A 17,661-nucleotide genomic window follows, 5' to 3' on the forward strand; every position below is an offset into this window, starting at 1 on the left:
ACTTATGCTAACAGGAGAAATACGCAATAAAATCGATAAAATATGGTCCGATATGTGGGCAGGGGGAATCAGCAACCCGCTCACTGTAATAGAGCAGCTTACTTACCTGATGTTTATCCGCTCTCTGGATGAAAAGGATTTGGAGAGTGAAATGACGGAAGCACTTACCGGAGAAACCATGCCTAAAGTGTTTCCATTAGATGAAGAAGGACAGAGCATGCGTTGGAGCAAGTTTAAGAATAAGGATCCGCGCGAAATTTTTAATATCGTGGGCACCAAAGTGTTTCCTTACATCAAAAATCTGAACGGAACTAATGAAACCGCGTTTTCACGATATATGCAGGACGCGATGTTCCTTATTCCGACACCCCAAGTGCTGCAAAAGATCATCACAGGTCTGGATGAACTCTATGAGCATGATATCAAGGATTTGGACATGCAGGGTGACCTGTACGAGTATATGCTTGGCAAACTGGCCACGTCGGGTCAAAACGGTCAGTTCAGAACACCAAAGCATATTCGGGATATGATGGTTCGGCTTCTAGCCCCAACCCCAGATGATAAAATATGCGACCCTGCCTGTGGAACAGCAGGTTTCCTCATCTCCTCAGCGGAATACATTCGCGAGAAATATGAAGCCGAGATGACCAGTGAGCAGTGGGAACATTTTGCCGGAGAGATGTTTTCAGGTTTTGATACCGACCGTACGATGCTCCGCTTGTCTGCTATGAACCTCATGTTGCATTCGATCAATCAGCCGAATATCGATTATGTGGACAGTGTATCGAAACAGAACGAAACGGCTTCCGAATACGATATTGTTCTAGCGAATCCTCCGTTTACAGGTACCGTAGATGCGGAGAGTATTCACGATAACTTAAAGACGATCTGCAACACGAAAAAGACGGAGCTTTTATTTGTTGCCCTGTTCTTGAGAATTCTGCAGAAAGGTGGCCGCTGTGCTTGTATCGTACCGGATGGTGTCTTGTTCGGAACGACTAAAGCACATAAATCTCTCCGTAAAGAGCTCGTTGAGAACCATCAGCTTCAAGCGGTCATTTCGATGCCGAGCGGCGTGTTCAAGCCTTATGCGGGTGTTAGTACTGCTATTCTTATTTTTACGAAAACCGACGCAGGCGGTACAGACAAAGTATGGTTCTACGACATGCAGGCGGACGGATATTCCCTGGATGATAAGCGTTCGCCAATCGAAGCGAACGACATTCCGGACATCCTGAACCGATTCCATAACATTGATGCTGAAGCCGATCGCAAACCAACGGAGCAAAGTTTCTTGGTGGAGAAGTCGGTGATTGTAGCGAAAGATTATGATCTATCAATTAATCGCTATAAAGAAGTTGTGTATGAAAAGGTGGAGTATGACGCGCCTGACGTTATTATGAATCGTCTCGATGAGTTGAACCTTAGCATCGCCTCTAAAATGGAGGAGTTAAGGGGGCTTATCGGTGAATAAGTGGGAGAAGGTTAGGTTGGGGGATGTATGTGAAGTGATCGGTGGCTCTACACCAAAAACCTCAGTTAAAGAATACTGGGATGGAGAAATTCTATGGATAACCCCCGCTGAACTTAATGACACGACAATAATTATTAGAGATACCCAAAGAAAGATTACTGACAAGGCTATAAGTGAATTGAGCTTGAAAAAACTACCTGTTGGTACAGTGTTACTTTCTTCAAGAGCTCCTATCGGTAAGGTTGCAATCACTGGAAAAGAAATGTATTGCAACCAAGGTTTTAAAAATTTAGTTTGCTCAGAAAGTGTATTTAACAAATATCTTTTTTGGTTTTTAAAGGGGAAAGGAGAATTTCTTAATAGCCTTGGTAGAGGAGCAACTTTTAAAGAAATTTCGAAAAGTATTGTAGAGAATATTGTGTTCCCCCTTCCCCCATTAGAAGTACAAAAACAAATTGCTGCAACCTTGGATGCTGCCTCTGAGCTGCTAACTATGCGTAAACAGCAGTTATCCGAGCTAGATGAATTGATTAAGTCTGTTTTTTATGAAATGTTTGGGGATCCGGTAACGAATGAGAAGGGATGGATCTTATCAACATTTGGAAATATTGGAGTGTTAAATAGTGGAGGAACTCCCTCTCGGAGTAACAATTCGTACTTTAAAGGAAGTATTAATTGGTTTTCTGCGGGAGAGTTAAATCAACGATATCTATTAAACTCGAATGAAAAAATAACACAACTAGCAATAGAACAGAGCTCAGCGAAAATCTTTAAGGCCGGAAGTTTGCTTATAGGAATGTATGATACAGCAGCGTTTAAACTTGGAATATTAGCATATGATGCAGCCTCGAACCAAGCATGTGCAAATATTCAAATTAATGAGCAACTTGTTAATATTGAGTGGCTCTACGATTGTGCTAGGATTATGCGGCCACATTTTCTTAGTAATAGACGGGGGGTTCGTCAAAAAAATCTAAATCTTGGAATGATTAAAAATTTGGAAATTCCTCTCCCACCCCTCGATCTCCAAATTCAGTTCGCCGACATCGTTACTAAAATCGAGGAGCAGAAAACCCTGGTCAAGCAAGCTATCGACGAAACACAACAGCTGTTTGATAGCTTGATGAGTCAGTATTTCGATGACTAAAACATTTTCTCATAGATGAGAGGTGAGCAACATGCCTGCTAATTTTGAGTTTCTGCAAGATCAACCGGAATATAAACTGTTTGCGAGTGCTTGTATCGAAGCTGAACGCGTGCTGTCCACCTCTCCCGCTATGGCGGCGGTGGGCAGCCGCAAGGCTTTTGAACTTGCGGTGAAATGGGTTTATTCTGCGGATAACACCATTGTTATGCCATATAAGGATAATCTACAATCGCTTATTCACGAACCCTCCTTCCGATTCGCAATGGAGCCGCAGACGTGGGGGAAACTACCGTATATCATCAAGCTTGGTAATCTGGCAGTACATACAGATCGTGCGATTCAGCGAAGCGATGCCATTTTGTCTTTAGCTTCTCTATTTGAATTCATCCAGTGGCTTGATTACTGTTATGGCACGAACTATGAGGAGCGGACTTTCCATGAGGAACGGATTCCGGATAAGAAGGTCATACTGGATGAAGCAAGGATTAAAGAGAAAGACAGTCTGATCGAGCAGAAAGATTCCGAAATCGAAGCGCTGCGGGCTCAAATTGCTGCTATGAGCGACCGTCTAACCGCAGAAAAGTCGGTTCATAAAGAAGAACGGCAGTTTACACCTGAGGATATTAGCGAGTTCAAGACCCGGAAGAAGTATATCGACGTCGATCTAAAACTTCTCGGATGGGTCTTTGGTGAAGATGTGAAGGAGGAAGTTGAACTGCAAGGCATGCCGAACCCGGAGCAAAAGGGTTACGCCGACTATGTCTTGTACGGAAAAGACGGACTGCCGCTAGCTATTATTGAGGCCAAACGCACATCCAGGGACCCCAAAATTGGTGCTCAGCAGGCGAAGCTGTATGCGGATTGTCTGGAGCGTTCTACCGGACGTCGGCCGATGATGTTTACGACAAATGGGTTCGAGACGCATTTGTGGGATGACTTATCAGCGCCACAGCGTAAAGTTAGCGGAATATTCTCCAAGGCCGATCTGGAGAAACTGATGAACCGGAGGACGGAGCGCAAGCCGCTTGACCAGGTTCTGATTGATGATCGCATTACCGATCGTTATTACCAGAAGGAAGCGATCCGGGCGATCTGCGATAGTATTCAGACGGGACACCGCAAAGCATTACTTGTGATGGCAACCGGAACAGGTAAAACCCGAACGGCTTCCAGCTTGACGGATGTGCTGTCCCGGGGTGGGTATGTGACCAATGTACTGTTTCTAGCGGATCGGACGGCGCTTGTGACGCAGGCCAAGAATGACTTCAAAAATTACTTGCCGGATCTGTCGCTCTGCAATCTGCTTAGTAACAAAGACAACAAGTCGGCACGGATTGTGTTTTCCACATATCCTACGATGCTGAATGCCATCGACGACGTGAAAAACGAGGATGGCAAACGGTTGTTTACACCCGCTCATTTTGATCTCATTATCGTGGATGAAGCGCACCGGAGTATTTTCAAAAAATATCGGGTGATCTTTGAATACTTTGACGCAATGGTTGTCGGACTTACCGCCACGCCGAAAATGGATGTGGACCGGAATACGTATGATTTCTTTGAGCTGGAAAGCGGAGTTCCAACCTATGCCTATCCTTACGAAACGGCCGTGGAAGTCGATCATGTGCTTGTTCCGTATCAAAATATTGAGGTGACAACGAAGTTTCTGGAGGAAGGCATTGCCTACGACGAGCTTTCGGATCAGGATAAACAGCGCTATGAGGAAGACTTCACGGATGAAGATGGGGAAATGCCCGAACATGTTCCTTCACCTGCGGTGAACGAGTTCATTTTTAACCAGTTCACCGTCGACATGGTGCTTGAGGATCTGATGACCAAGGGGCTGAAGGTTGCAGGTGGGGACCGTCTCGGCAAGACGATTATCTTTGCCCAAAACAAACGTCATGCGCAATATATTGTGGACCGCTTTAACGCCCTGTACCCGCAGTACAGAGGCAGCTTTGCCAAACGAATCGTGTCCGAGGATGCCTATGCCCAGTCCATCATTGACGAGTTCAAAGCGCCGGAGAAAGAACCATATATTGCCGTTTCCGTGGATATGCTGGATACCGGTATCGACGTTCCGGAAATCCTCAATCTTGTATTTTTCAAGAGGATTCGGTCTAAAACGAAGTTCTGGCAAATGATTGGCCGGGGAACAAGACTACGTAAGAACCTATTTGGAGAGGGACTAGATAAGACCGGGTTTGTTATTTTTGATTATCTGGGGAACTTCGAATTTTTCCGTCAGCATCAGGAAGGCCTTGCTGGTAACGAGGCTAAGAGCTTGAGTGAGTCGATTTTCACCAAAAGAATAAGTCTCATTCACCATATGCAGGATGCTTCATTTGCTGAAGAGGAAATTCAAGCTATTCGTACAGAGATGGTTGACACGGTGGCCGAGCAAATTCAAATGCTGAATACCGAGCTGGTGTCCGTCAAGCTGAAGCTGCAATACGTCGAGAAGTACAAGCAGGCAGAAGCGTTTGTGTACCTCTCGGATGCGAATAAGCAGGAGCTAAACCAGCATTTGGCGCCACTCGTGTACATGAACGAGACGGATGAGCATGAAAAACGCTTTGATAACCTGATGTACGGTCTGATGATTGCTCATATTGAACAAACCGCTCAGTTGAAGAAGCTTAAAAACCAGCTAACGGATATTAGCTTTCGACTTTCCAAGCGTGCCACCATTCCACAGATCAAGGACAAGCTTGCCTTCATTCAACGAATCGCGGCTGAAGAATTTTGGGAAACTGCAGACCTGATCACCTATGAACAGCTGAGGGTTGAATTACGATCCTTGATGAAGTTCCTGGTGGATGAAAGCACAGGACAGGGGATCATATATACGAATCTAAAAGATGAAGTAGTGGAGATCAGCGAAGGCAAGGAGATGTACCAGGCGTATAATTTCGATAACTATAAGCTGAAGGTAAACCGGTACATAGAGCAAAATAGAGACAGCATAGCAATTCACAAGCTGAGAAACAACATACCGCTGACTTCACTTGACTATGAGAGTCTGGAAAAAATATTTACAGGAGAACTCGGAACAGCCGAGGATTATAAGCGTGAATTTCAAGACACGCCTTTCGGCCTCCTCGTCCGAAAGGTTGCCAAGTTGGATCATGAAGCGGCGATGAACGCTTTCTCGGACTTTATCAATGATCAGTCGCTGAATCAGATGCAGATCGTCTTTGTGAAGAAGGTGATTGATTACATCGCTCAAAACGGATATATCGATCATGTCAGTGAGCTGCTGAAGCCGCCGTTTGATAAGCCGCAAAGCTTCATCAAGCTTTTTGATGGAGCCAAACAGAAGAAGCTGGTGGATACGGTGAATTCGATCAAAGAGAATGCAGTTCGAATAACTGGGGCCTAATGGATCTTAGAGTGATACAATGGCTATAGTATTTGAGGATGCTTCCCGTGGGCTCGCAGGGCTCATATTTATTGGAGGCATCCTTTTTCTTTTCTATAGATATTGGGATAGTTCTTAATTATGATGAAAGATACAATAGGAATACATCATTAACCATGTAAAGGATGTGAAGCTATGCCGGTTTACAATAAGCTAGTTCGGGATCTGATTCCCCAAGTCATTGAAGCTACAGGCAAAGCGTTTCGCACACGGATCTTGGATGAGGAAGAGTATAAGAAAGAATTGATCATAAAGCTCAAAGAAGAGTCGGAGGAATACTTTACCGCTCAAAGTTCAAAGGAGTCGTTGGAAGAACTTGCAGATATGCTTGAGGTTATCCGGGCGTTGGCGGTCGTACATGGGGCGACATGGGAAGAGCTCGAGGTCTTGAGAGAGAAGAAAGCGGAAGCTCGAGGCGGATTTCAGGAGCGGGTGTATTTAATCGATGTCGACGACAACGCTTAATGTCAAACTGATGTACAGAAAACTTAACAGACAATTTATAGTAATGAGAATAGAAATCTAGTGTTATAAAATGCGTAGGCGTCTTCTAAACTTGGATCAAAACATTTTTACTCTAAAAGGAAAGAAAGGAGATCGATGATAATAGAAGCAAATTTAAGGATTTGGAAGGCGTATCAAAAGAAATGCTTTTACTGTGATGAGGATGTATCTTGGAGAGAGCTTCACATTGATCATTTTATACCGCGTCATTTAGATAGTGATTTAAAGAAAGAAATTCTTTCTGACTTGAAGCTTGATGTTGATTTCGAATTTAACAGTCTAAAAAACTTGGTACCATCCCATTCTTCATGTAACACTGGAAGGAAAGGAAAACTCGTACCCAAACCAATTAATATTGCTGGAACACTATTAATCACAGAAAATCAGATTCCAAAGATTTTAGAGATTAAAGAAAAGCTGGATTTAGAAGAAAAATATGATGAAAATATAGCATTTTTTTAATTGATAATAAAGAAGATAGTATAAAGTTTAAAAACAACATTGTATGGAATGCTGAATATTCATATCAATGGATTAAAAACAGGTTAATACCTGTGGTACTTGAACATAAGAAATTAAAACAAAAATCATTTTTTCAAAATTTATTCAAAAGAAAAAAGCCTTTAATGCCTGCGTTTGAAACTTCAGATTTTACTTTGTCAGAGATCTCCGACATTATTTTGACAGACATTAAAAATTTCGAAATTATGAGAAATTGGATAGATGGAGCCCAAAATTTTTTTGCTACTCATTCACGTCATTATTTGAGTGTTGAAAGTATTGATGGTGTATATAAAGCTATACTGTTTTGTTTAAATTGCATTAAATTAAATCAAGGGACGCTGGAATATATAAATATAAAGCTTGATGGAAATGGTTCCTTAGAATCCATAATTAAAAGTGTTGAGCAAAAACTGAGTGACAGAAGAAATATAAGTAGTATTAATGGAAGTAACATGAGTACACACTAAGACCACTATGTGTGATGCTTCGTGAAGGTACTATCGTAAATGAAGAGAGGCTAGTACTAGAACTTGTTCCTTTTCTAAATGTGCTTGCCCAAGAATACGCTATTTTATGTGATTTAGAAAGAATTCGAGGTTTCGCCTAATGCCGAATCCTGAGTCATCTAATTCCACAACAATCTAAAAAATTTAGATACGTCCTGCGTTTCTCTTTAGAAACGCAGGACTCCCTTTATTCATTTGTAAAGCAATTAGAATTTAAGGTTCTTATTATATCTGGTATTAAAAATAAAGCAAAAAGATGGATAGAATGAACTCAGGAGGTTTTTAATTATGCCATATGAATTAGGAGGAAGAGCTGATAAAAGTGGCAATAGATTTGAAATTAGATGGGCCATATATAAAATCCTTGAAATATTGGATGAGAAACTAGACTATATTACTTTAGAAGCTCTTGGTGATGATGAGCGGGGTGTGGACATCTGGATTGGCAAAGACAGTAGTAGAGAGGGACAGCAATGTAAAGGGAGAAATTCGAGTAAGGAGTATTGGGATTTTGGTACAGCAAATGCAAGAGGAATCTTTTCGAATTGGAAATTTCATTTAGATAGAGATGAATCGACTACAGTGTCGCTTGTATCTCCTCTAGCTTTTACATTATTAGAAGATTTGATTAATAGAGCAAAGACTAGTAGTGACAATGCTAATGAGTTTTATCATAATCAAATACTTAATGCTAGCAAAGAATTCATAGTTTTTTTCAGAAACTTTTGTAAATCGATGGATATTAATCCAGAGGTAGATACCGAGTTATCAAAGTGTATTTCCTATTTAAGAAGAATTTTCTATCGTCAGTTTCCTGATAGTGAACTTAAAGAAATAATTTTAGCAAAAATAAGTTATCTATTAATTGGTAAAGAGGAAGATATTTATGAAACATTGGTTGCTTGGATAGTGGATGGGGATATTTTAGGGAAACCAATTAACCAATCAGTATTGTATAAATTGCTTAGCGAAAGAGGTATTAGATTAAAGAATCTTGCTTCTGATAACCGTATTCTTCCAAGGTTGGAGGAATTGAATTTAGAATACAGTTCAGTATTTATTCCATTAAACAATGGGTTGATTAACAGAGAAGAATTTTCTATTTGTAGAAAAGCAATTGATACAGGGGCATCTTTAATAATTCATGGAAAAGCTGGAAGGGGAAAGAGCGGCTGTACTGAGGATATTGTTAATTATTGTAAAGAAAAAACGATACCATACTTAGCTATCAAATTAGATAAGCGCATTCCGAGTGGAACTGCTGATAAATGGGGTAGAGATTTAGGACTACCGGCATCTATAGTTCATTGCATTCACAGCATATCCAAATTTGAAAAAGCAGTAATTATTTTAGATCAATTAGATGCGTTACGGTGGACCCAAGCACATTCTAGAGATGCATTATTGGTATGCGCTCAGATTATTAACCAAGTTGAAAGATTAAATTCTGAAAGAGAATTTAAAATTTCTGTGGTTTTTGTAAGTAGAACGTATGACTTAGAAAATGATAATAATATTAAATCGTTGTTTAAAAGTGATAATAATAGAAGTGATATTCAGTGGGAAAAGGTCCATATAAGGGAATTGAATGATAAAACAGTGAGAGTTCTTGTTGGAACTCGTTATGAAAACTTAACAGGTAAATTGAAGGAAATACTCCGAATTCCAAGTAATCTTTATATTTGGGATCGATTAGAAAATAATAAAGAATATAATGAATGCTCGACTGCCAATCATTTGGTATCTGAATGGTGGGGGCAATTGGCAAGAAAGAGTTTTGAGTTTGGATTGAATGAGGGAGATATAATTGAAACAAAAGAAAAAATAATTAGTTGTTTTGATGAATTAGGTCGAATATGTGTCCCTTTGAATATATTGAGCGTCAATAGGTCATGCCTTGATTTTTTATCGTCCAATGGTTTTTTAGTAATTCAGAACAATAGGGTATCTTTTGCTCATCAATCTATATTAGATTGTTTTTTAGCTGAAAAGATGCTAAAAAAATACTTTGAAAGAGGAGCAATAATTGAGGTTATAGGAAATAAAGAACGGCAAACCCCAGGAAAAAGATATCAGGTGCAAATGCTTCTGCAAAATTTAGTTGAGTTTGATAGCGAAGATTTTATAAATGCAGGTCAAAAAATACTTGACTCAGACAAAATCAGATATAGTATAAAATTTGTCTTTTTTGAAATATTAAATCAGTTGGAAGTTTTAGACGAGCATATACAGAACTATGTGGTTGAAAATTGTGAGAAGGAACCATATGGAACTCATATCATTAATAATGTTGTGTACTCCAGACCGCAATATATTAGACTACTCAGAGATTGTGGTGTTTTAGACAAATGGTTCAAGATACCAGAGAAGAAAGATATCGTATTTAATCTGATGATAAGCATAGCTCCAAAATTTGATAGTATAGATGAGGCATTTATTGAAAAGCATGCATTTAAATCACAAGAGGATGATAATAAATTTGCTCGATGCTTTTTACATGATATAAATCAAGATACTGATGCGATGTTCGAATTACGGATGAAATTTTACCATAAGTATCCACAGATGACTGATACATATCTTGACTTTAGGGCAATGCTTAAAAATTGTGAAATAAGAACCATACGAGTCTTTGCGTTCCTATTAGAAAATAAACTAAAAAGAAATTCTAACAGTATCTACAGATATGAAGAGGAATTCTTGCAAGAAGATTCAGAAATATTTATTAAGAAAGGTATGGAAGTCGTCAATCTGTTATTACCATATATTCCAACTGAAAATGATGAGATGTTGTCCTTTAGTGAGTGGTCTGGAAGGTACTTTCACAAAAGAGGTCTTGAAAGAACATGCATCCAAATTATCAAAAAAGCGAATGCAGCGTTGATCGTATCCGATCCAAATATATTTTGGGAACGATATAAGAAGTATATGGGAACAGGAAGTGAATTATTTAACGAGATCATATTGGACTCTATGCATAAGTTGCCGACTTTATACAGCGATGCAGTAGTTGAGTATTTATGTGCGAACTTTAATAGTAACCTATTTGAAAAAACAAGTGGTAATGGCGATGAATTGTTACTTGCCAAACAAGTTCTAGCAAAGCATTCTGAATATTGCAGCCAATATGCATTTGATTTATTAGAGAAAACGGTTATTAACTACGTATCGCCGCAAGCTAAAGATTTATATCGGCGAAGAATTGATATAAACAAAGAAAAAAAGGGTTACACAGTGTATTGGAGTTTTTGGGGGGACCTGCAAAAGGAAATTCTAGAAGAACTTCCATATAATAGATTGAGTGATGAGGCTAAAGAACTGCTATGTATTTTGAGAAGAAAATTTTCTGAAGAGCCTACTTTATACAAGTACTCAAATGGACATAGTGGATGGGTAAGTTCCCCCATAGCAGGGAAAAATTTAAGTAATAAAAACTGGTTAGATATATTAACGAATAATAATATCAGAAACAAAACTCGGTCCCGTTGGAAAGAGGTCCCCGGTGGGTTTGTTGAAAGTTCTATTGAAGAATTTTCAAGTAGTTTTAGAGATGCCGCTTCTAAAGAGCCAGCAAGAATGATAAAGTTGGTGCTTTCGCATAATAACATATTGAATGTATACATTGACTCGTTATTTAGTGGAGTGGTATATAGTGAAAATTTGAGTTATGTACCAATGGAATTATTGGAAGCAATGATTTTAAGATACTTATACAACTATAACTCTCACAGGGCAGGTTATATTTGTAGTCTAATTGAGAAAAGAGAAGAGAAGGGATGGTCTCAAGAGGTACTAGATATTATTAACGATATTGCGATTAATCATAAAAATCCGGAAATTGGCAAGCCAAATGTGACTAGTAGTGAGGACAAAGAAATGCGTAGCTTTGATCTACTACAAAGTAATTCGATAAATTGTGTTAGAGGAAAAGCTGCACAAGCAATTGCTCATTTGCTAAGTAAAGACACTGGTTTCTATGAACAGTTTAAAGATACGATTGAAAAACTGGTACTGGATGAAAATCCGGCAGTCAGATTGGCAAGTTTATTTGCATTATGGCCTTCATATAATATTGATAAAGATTGGACATCTGAGAGGATTATTTATCTTTATGAACAAGATTATAGACTAGCGGGCTTCCATGGTTCTAAAAATATATTTTTTATATTGTATCCTCTGTATCGTCAACGTATATTAGAAATTATTAAAAAATGCTATGAGTCCGAAGATGAGGATTTAATAAAAATGGGGGCTTACTGTTTATCAGAAATGTTTATCCTTAAAAGTGAATTCATTGAAGAAATGAAAAATGTGAATTCTATGAGTCAAAGGCAAGCAGAAGCAGTTCTCCAAATGGCTATTTTATATTTTAATAAACCGGAATATAACGAGTTAGTAAAAAACATTATACTACAATTTAAAACTAGTACATTAGATTTAGAGATTCCAATTTCAAGATTATTTTATGACAATCATATTGACTTGGAGAGGGATAAAGACTTTTTAATTGAAATTATGAGCTCAGACATAAGTCGTAGAACGTTGCACGCTTTTGTACATTACCTCGAAGAGGAATCAAAGTCAGTAATTGATTACAAAGATATTATACTGTCAATAGGTTATCATTTAACCAAAACTGAAATTGGGAAATATGAAGGGGCCTGGGGAATACAAGATGAAATATCTAAATTAGTAATTGGACTATATGATGAGGTCTCTGGGTCCACGCGATATGAACTAAGAAAAATAGCAAATGAATGTCTTGATATCTGGGATTTAATGTTTGAAAAGCAAATTGGACCAGTTAGACGATTAAGTCAGGAGATGATGGAAAGATAGTAGGATATTTTATTCGTAATCACTTTAGCATTAGATTTTACATCGATTCCCTAAAAATAGTCTATGAGTTACCAAACCAATTTTCGTTAACCGATATTAGCCTATCGTAAATGTAAATATTTAACTGCTTAAAAGCAATTCCCGTAATTAAGTATAAAAGTAATAACTGAGCAAATTTATCGGAGGTCTCAATGCTACCAGAACAACTCTCATCCATATTTCGTGCTAAACAAAAATCCTATAAAATGGTTTTGATCCTATCACTCATCGAGTATTATGAACAATCCAAATCTTTATCTTTTCCGCTCAGCACAATCGCTGAGCGGTTTTTGGCATACTTCCAAGAAAATAGCAGGATAGGCAACAGAGTGGATTCACCTCCCCCTGGAAGGGCAAACCACTGGGACGAGTTCACCTTGTCCCAAACTATATCTTTGCTTAAGACACCACTGGAGGCGCTATCGACAATCCTAGAAGTTGATCAAGATCAGCAAACTGTAACGTTTCGTCATGCTATAGCCGACAAATTAGATGACAACGTTATTCAAGAGTTAAAAGAGTACGCTATGAAAGAGTTACAGAATTATAACGATAAGCTAGGGACGCCAGCATTTTCTCTTCAAAATGCTCTGTTTGAAATCATGAATAGTTATATATCGGCTAAAAGCCAGGCATTTGCGGGTCATCCGTTAGGTGCTCGTTTCAGACAGGAGATACCAGAGTATTTAAGGTCACTTTCTTTTATGAATCCAAATTATAAAATTGATGGTTCCGTTGGTAAAGGGAATTGGGCCAACATTCCTTGGATCGCGGTGATGGATAAGCGCATAACGGATACGACGCAGCATGGCGAATATATCGTTTATCTGTTTTCGGAGGATATGGAGTCTGTCTATCTTACTTTAGCCCAAGGGGTTACTGTACCGAAAGATGAACTTGGTAAAAAAGAAGGGTACCAGTACCTTGAGAACAAAGCTACTGAGATACGAGAGATTATCCCTCTGGAGGGGATGCATAAAGACGATGGGATTAATCTAACGTCAAAAAGCGGCCTCGGTCGCGATTACCAAGTCTCTACGATTGCGTATAGCCGCTATGATCGTGAGGCTATTCCAGAGGATGATCAGTTGCAGTCCGATCTAGAGAATGTGGTTTCTAACTATAAAATGTATGTTGAGCATGTTTTGCAGAACAAGAACGCAGACGAAGAAGTGCCAGCGCCCGAAGTTAAGGAGAGCCCAATCTTGAGTTCATTAACCGTTTCAGAACAGTTAGAGCAGGTCAAATCATTCATTTCCAACCGGGGTTTCCACTATCCCCAAGGCCTCATCGAGAACCTATACCTCTCCCTAAAAACGAAACCTTTTGTCATCCTGGCAGGGGTATCTGGTACTGGCAAAACCAAGCTCGTGAAGCTATTTGCCGAAGCGCTAGGGGCCACCGCGGACAATGGGCAGTTTACGTTGATTCCGGTACGGCCAGACTGGAGCGATCCTTCGGATTTGCTGGGGTACAAAGACTTGTCGGGGGTGTTCCGTCCTGGTCGCTTGGCAGAGGTGCTTGTAGAGGCGTCTCAACCAGAGAATCAACATAAGCCTTATTTTATCTGCCTGGATGAGATGAACTTGGCACGGGTGGAGTATTACTTTAGCGATGTGCTCAGTATCATTGAGACGCAGGAATGGAGACGAGACCGGATTGTTACTTCCAAGCTCATCAACCGGGAGTCCTTATTGCCGGAGGATCAATTGCTGTATGGGGACGTATCCATGCCGGATAATGTTTATTTGATTGGCACGGTGAACATGGATGAGACGACACATCCTTTCAGCAAAAAGGTGCTCGATCGCGCGAACACTATTGAGTTTAACTATATTAATTTGCAGCAATACCCGAGCTTAGCGCTTCATGAGAGGGAAGCAACAGATCTACCGGTCCATAACTCATTTTTACGAAGCGAGTATTTGCAATTGATCGATGTGTATTCCGAACATACAGAACTAGTACATGCCACAACGGAGAAGCTGGTGAAGATCAATCAAATCTTAGAAGAGATCCATTCCCATGTTGGGTTCCGGATTCGGGATTCGATTTGCTTTTATATGGTTTACAATCAGCGCTTTGAACTGCTATCGGATGATGAGGCTTTTGATTTGCAGCTTCTGCAGAAAATCTTACCACGCGTCCAAGGCAGTAGTTTATCGGTGAAGCGGGTGCTCCTCAAACTCCTGCAAGGGGCATTAGGAAGAACCTTACCCGTGTCGGATCTAATGGATGATGCATCGGAGATATATCTGAAGTGGAACGACAACCAAGAGGAGAACAAGGCGAAGCATCCGCTAAGCGCTCGGAAAATCGCCTTTATGCTACGGAGGTTAGAAGAAGATGGATTCACCTCTTACTGGCTCTCTTAATCAGAGCGTGGAACTACTGCGAGTTGAGACCAATCTGTTCAACCTCTACATTCAAGGCAAGCCGTATCATCCAACGGTGGAGTCTATGCAGCTTCATCGACACCACGATGGGGAATGGATCGATACAAGCCTCCAGGTCCATTCTCTTTCGAGTGAATTAAAGATCGAACAGATTTCAATGTTCTCGCCGGAGACAGGGAAGCTTATTTCATGGCAGATGGGGAAGAAGAGCTGGCCAATATTTTTCGAAACCCAGTCGTATGAGCTTGTCGTGGAGAAGAAGCAACCGCTGGCTTTTTCCTTCCACCATGAGAATGTCAGCGTCAGGCAGGCAATTAAGCCACTAGGCCAGTCGATCCTGTCGGGGATCCTGAACTTTCAGAATGAGGTTGGTCTAACGGATTTGGAGCTTCGTCTGGGTGGTCAGGCTATTTTTCAACTTCAACTAGAGATTTTTCCGTCGAAAATGGATTACAAAGAGGATTATCAAGCGATCCTTAGCGACGTGAACCGGCAGATTTATAATTTGTCATTCGATTTCCTTCGTAAAACGTACCATCTCACCGGTTTAAAGGAAACGAAGAACCAGAGTCTGACGGAGTTTTTTACGATTTTACAGCATGTGTTTGAACAGCTTGTCCAGGCCGTAGAACGAATCCAAACTTCGCCTAACTATAAGTTGGTGAAAGAGATGCGAAAGGTGGAGGCAGATAGGGTCAAGAAGAGTGGTAAAGAAAACATAGCTTACCTGACGAAACACCCGCATTTACTTCGGCAGGATGACCGGATCGGGTTTGTACCGATTAACGGGCATTCTTTATATCCTAGTCATGCCTTGGAGACGAAGAGGCAAATCCAATATGACACGATGGAGAACCGGTTTGTGCGGTGGGTGATTGAACGCATATCAAGCAAATTAAAAGAATTGAAGCTCAGACTATCAGGAAAATCTCGTTTGCAAGATCCACTCCTCATAAAGCGAATAGGTTCCATGCAGAACCAGTTACAGCGATTGCTAAGTCTCGACTTTCTGAATGTTGGTGGGATGAAGCAGCTATCAGTGTCCCTAGTATTGCAAATGGCACCTGGATACCGGGAAGTGTATCGGAATTATCTGATGCTTATGAAAGGGCTATCCATTCAAAGCGACTTGTTCCGGCTTTCGATGAAAGACTTGGCGCAGCTGTATGAGTATTGGTGTTTCTTGAAAATCCATGATCTTCTCAGCCGGAAATACGAGCTTCTTAAGCAAGATATTATTAAGGTGCAGCGTACGGGGATTTTTGTGACATTGGATAAGTCGGCCAAGGCCAGAATGGTGTACCGCAACCCGAGTAACGGGGAAGTGTTTACGCTCTATTACAACGCACTTCCGAAAGGCGATCGGAGCGCTACACTCGGCCAGAAGCCGGATAATGTGCTTACACTGAAGAAGAACGAGGCTGCAGTGGAGTATAAGTATATTTTCGATGCCAAGTATCGGCTGAATTCGGCATATGAGGGAACCCCTTATTATGAGAGATATAAGCAGCCAGGTCCTGAGGAAGAGGATATTAATACGATGCACCGGTACCGGGACGCGATTGTGTATGCGGATGGGCATGGACAAGAGTATGAACGTAGCATGTTTGGCGCTTATGTGCTGTTTCCGTATCATGATGAGGAGAAGTTCCGGGAGCACCGCTTTTATAAGAGTATCGAGCTTGTTAATGTGGGCGCTTTTCCATTTCTTCCGAACTCGACCGAACTGATGGAGGCCTTCTTAGATGAGATCATTAGGGACAGCCCGGAAAAAGCTTACGAACGTTCGATAAGACCTCGAGGCACGAAGAACTACTACCAGGATAAATTGACTGGCAAAAATATGTTTGTCGGATCGTTAAGGGAGCCTTCCCAGCTAGAATTGTCGCTCAAACTGAACTTTTATCATATGCCACTAGAGAACGTGACAGATCACAAGATTCTCACGCAGATTGAATACATTGCTTTGTATCAGTCGAAGGGGAAGTTCGCGTCTACGGGAGAGACGGGGATCCATTGGTACGGACGTGTTGTGGATTGGAAGGTTCTACGTCGCAAAGAAATTACCGAACGTCCGGCAAGACGCGGCTCGGAAGAGAAGTTATATGTCAAATTTATAATCGATCTGTGGATCAAACGGGATAAACCGATTGTTTCCGGCGGGAGAGGTATCTATACGGCTTTGTATACATCGAAGTACATGTTTGACCGGGCTTTGGAAATTGCGGAACTGAAACTTGAGACGGAAGAGGATCTGATAAAGTGGCGTGAACAGAGACGTATAGGTACGGTCAAGGTGGAGCTGGATCATGATCAGGTGGATTTAGCGAAGCGGGTGTTGGGGGTTCACGGTTCGGACAATTTTAATCAAAGGGAAGGTTAAACCGTTATGGCGAGAACATATAAAGCCGAAGGGCGACAAATCGCATATGTGCTGAGAGGGTTGTTTACAATCCTGGCTCTCTCCTTGTATTTCATTAACCCTAAGTTACATTGGGGTATATTTGTAGGCGTGTTTTTCGTTGGTCTAATTATTGCAGAAGTGGCTGGGGCTTTCTGGACTCGAAAAAGAAGGGCGAAAAAGAAGGCAGGGACACGTAATGCAACTAGCGCTACATCCAGCACAACATCAAGAAATACAAAATCACGGTTATGATGCCTGGATTATGACGACCAGTAATACTACCAAGGACGCCAGAAGAGGCACCGAAAAGATTAAACATTCAATTGATAAACGGGATCTCGCTTGAGAACAAGTTGAATGACTGGAGAAAGAAAAAGCGGATCGGCTGAACCATCTAAACCTATAGAACGGAGCCCTCTTATGT

At 40.7% G+C, this 17,661-nt stretch carries 9 protein-coding genes; all 9 read left to right on the forward strand.

Features of this window, described 5'->3' with window-relative positions; translation table 11 throughout:
- Positions 1-4 precede the first annotated feature (4 nt).
- On the forward strand, positions 5-1,474 hold the full coding sequence (locus tag GYMC10_RS05210; protein ID WP_012819186.1) for a class I SAM-dependent DNA methyltransferase: 1,470 nt from the start codon (positions 5-7) through the stop codon (positions 1,472-1,474).
- Positions 1,467-2,621 (forward strand): restriction endonuclease subunit S, encoded by a 1,155-nt coding sequence (locus GYMC10_RS31530; protein WP_012819187.1) that lies wholly within the window; start codon positions 1,467-1,469, stop codon positions 2,619-2,621. Before GYMC10_RS05210 ends, GYMC10_RS31530 begins: the two co-directional genes overlap by 8 nt.
- A gap of 31 nt (positions 2,622-2,652) precedes the next feature.
- Positions 2,653-6,006, forward strand: coding sequence for a DEAD/DEAH box helicase family protein (locus GYMC10_RS05220; RefSeq protein WP_012819188.1), 3,354 nt, complete (start codon positions 2,653-2,655; stop codon positions 6,004-6,006).
- Between the two features lie 174 nt (positions 6,007-6,180).
- The gene (locus tag GYMC10_RS05225; RefSeq protein WP_012819189.1) at positions 6,181-6,510 is read left to right on the forward strand and encodes a nucleoside triphosphate pyrophosphohydrolase; all 330 of its coding nucleotides are present in this window, start codon (positions 6,181-6,183) and stop codon (positions 6,508-6,510) included.
- 135 nt (positions 6,511-6,645) lie between these two features.
- Positions 6,646-7,011, forward strand: coding sequence for an HNH endonuclease (locus GYMC10_RS05230; RefSeq protein WP_012819190.1), 366 nt, complete (start codon positions 6,646-6,648; stop codon positions 7,009-7,011).
- Between the two features lie 92 nt (positions 7,012-7,103).
- Positions 7,104-7,520 (forward strand): hypothetical protein, encoded by a 417-nt coding sequence (locus GYMC10_RS05235; RefSeq protein ID WP_041621930.1) that lies wholly within the window; start codon positions 7,104-7,106, stop codon positions 7,518-7,520.
- Positions 7,521-7,847: 327 nt separating this feature from the next.
- A complete protein-coding gene (locus GYMC10_RS05240; RefSeq protein WP_012819191.1) occupies positions 7,848-12,398 on the forward strand; it encodes a hypothetical protein in 4,551 nt (1,516 codons plus the stop codon).
- 191 nt (positions 12,399-12,589) lie between these two features.
- On the forward strand, positions 12,590-14,812 hold the full coding sequence (locus GYMC10_RS05245) for an MrcB family domain-containing protein (protein WP_012819192.1): 2,223 nt from the start codon (positions 12,590-12,592) through the stop codon (positions 14,810-14,812).
- Positions 14,784-17,216, forward strand: a complete 2,433-nt coding sequence (locus tag GYMC10_RS05250) for a restriction endonuclease-like protein (RefSeq protein WP_012819193.1) — start codon at positions 14,784-14,786, stop codon at positions 17,214-17,216. The genes GYMC10_RS05245 and GYMC10_RS05250 overlap by 29 nt, the downstream gene beginning before the upstream one ends.
- The last annotated feature ends 445 nt before the right edge of the window (positions 17,217-17,661 follow it).

Source organism: Paenibacillus sp. Y412MC10 (genome assembly GCF_000024685.1).
Classification (GTDB): domain Bacteria; phylum Bacillota; class Bacilli; order Paenibacillales; family Paenibacillaceae; genus Paenibacillus_AQ; species Paenibacillus_AQ lautus_A.

Excerpts from the sequence above, each read along its gene's own strand:
- GYMC10_RS05210 (WP_012819186.1), top strand. The coding sequence starts at position 5 with ATGCTAACAGGAGAAATACGCAATAAAATCGATAAAATATGGTCCGAT.
- GYMC10_RS05220 (WP_012819188.1), top strand. The coding sequence starts at position 2,653 with ATGCCTGCTAATTTTGAGTTTCTGCAAGATCAACCGGAATATAAACTG.
- GYMC10_RS05225 (WP_012819189.1), top strand. The coding sequence starts at position 6,181 with ATGCCGGTTTACAATAAGCTAGTTCGGGATCTGATTCCCCAAGTCATT.
- GYMC10_RS05230 (WP_012819190.1), top strand. The coding sequence starts at position 6,646 with ATGATAATAGAAGCAAATTTAAGGATTTGGAAGGCGTATCAAAAGAAA.
- GYMC10_RS05240 (WP_012819191.1), top strand. The coding sequence starts at position 7,848 with ATGCCATATGAATTAGGAGGAAGAGCTGATAAAAGTGGCAATAGATTT.
- GYMC10_RS05245 (WP_012819192.1), top strand. The coding sequence starts at position 12,590 with ATGCTACCAGAACAACTCTCATCCATATTTCGTGCTAAACAAAAATCC.
- GYMC10_RS05250 (WP_012819193.1), top strand. The coding sequence starts at position 14,784 with ATGGATTCACCTCTTACTGGCTCTCTTAATCAGAGCGTGGAACTACTG.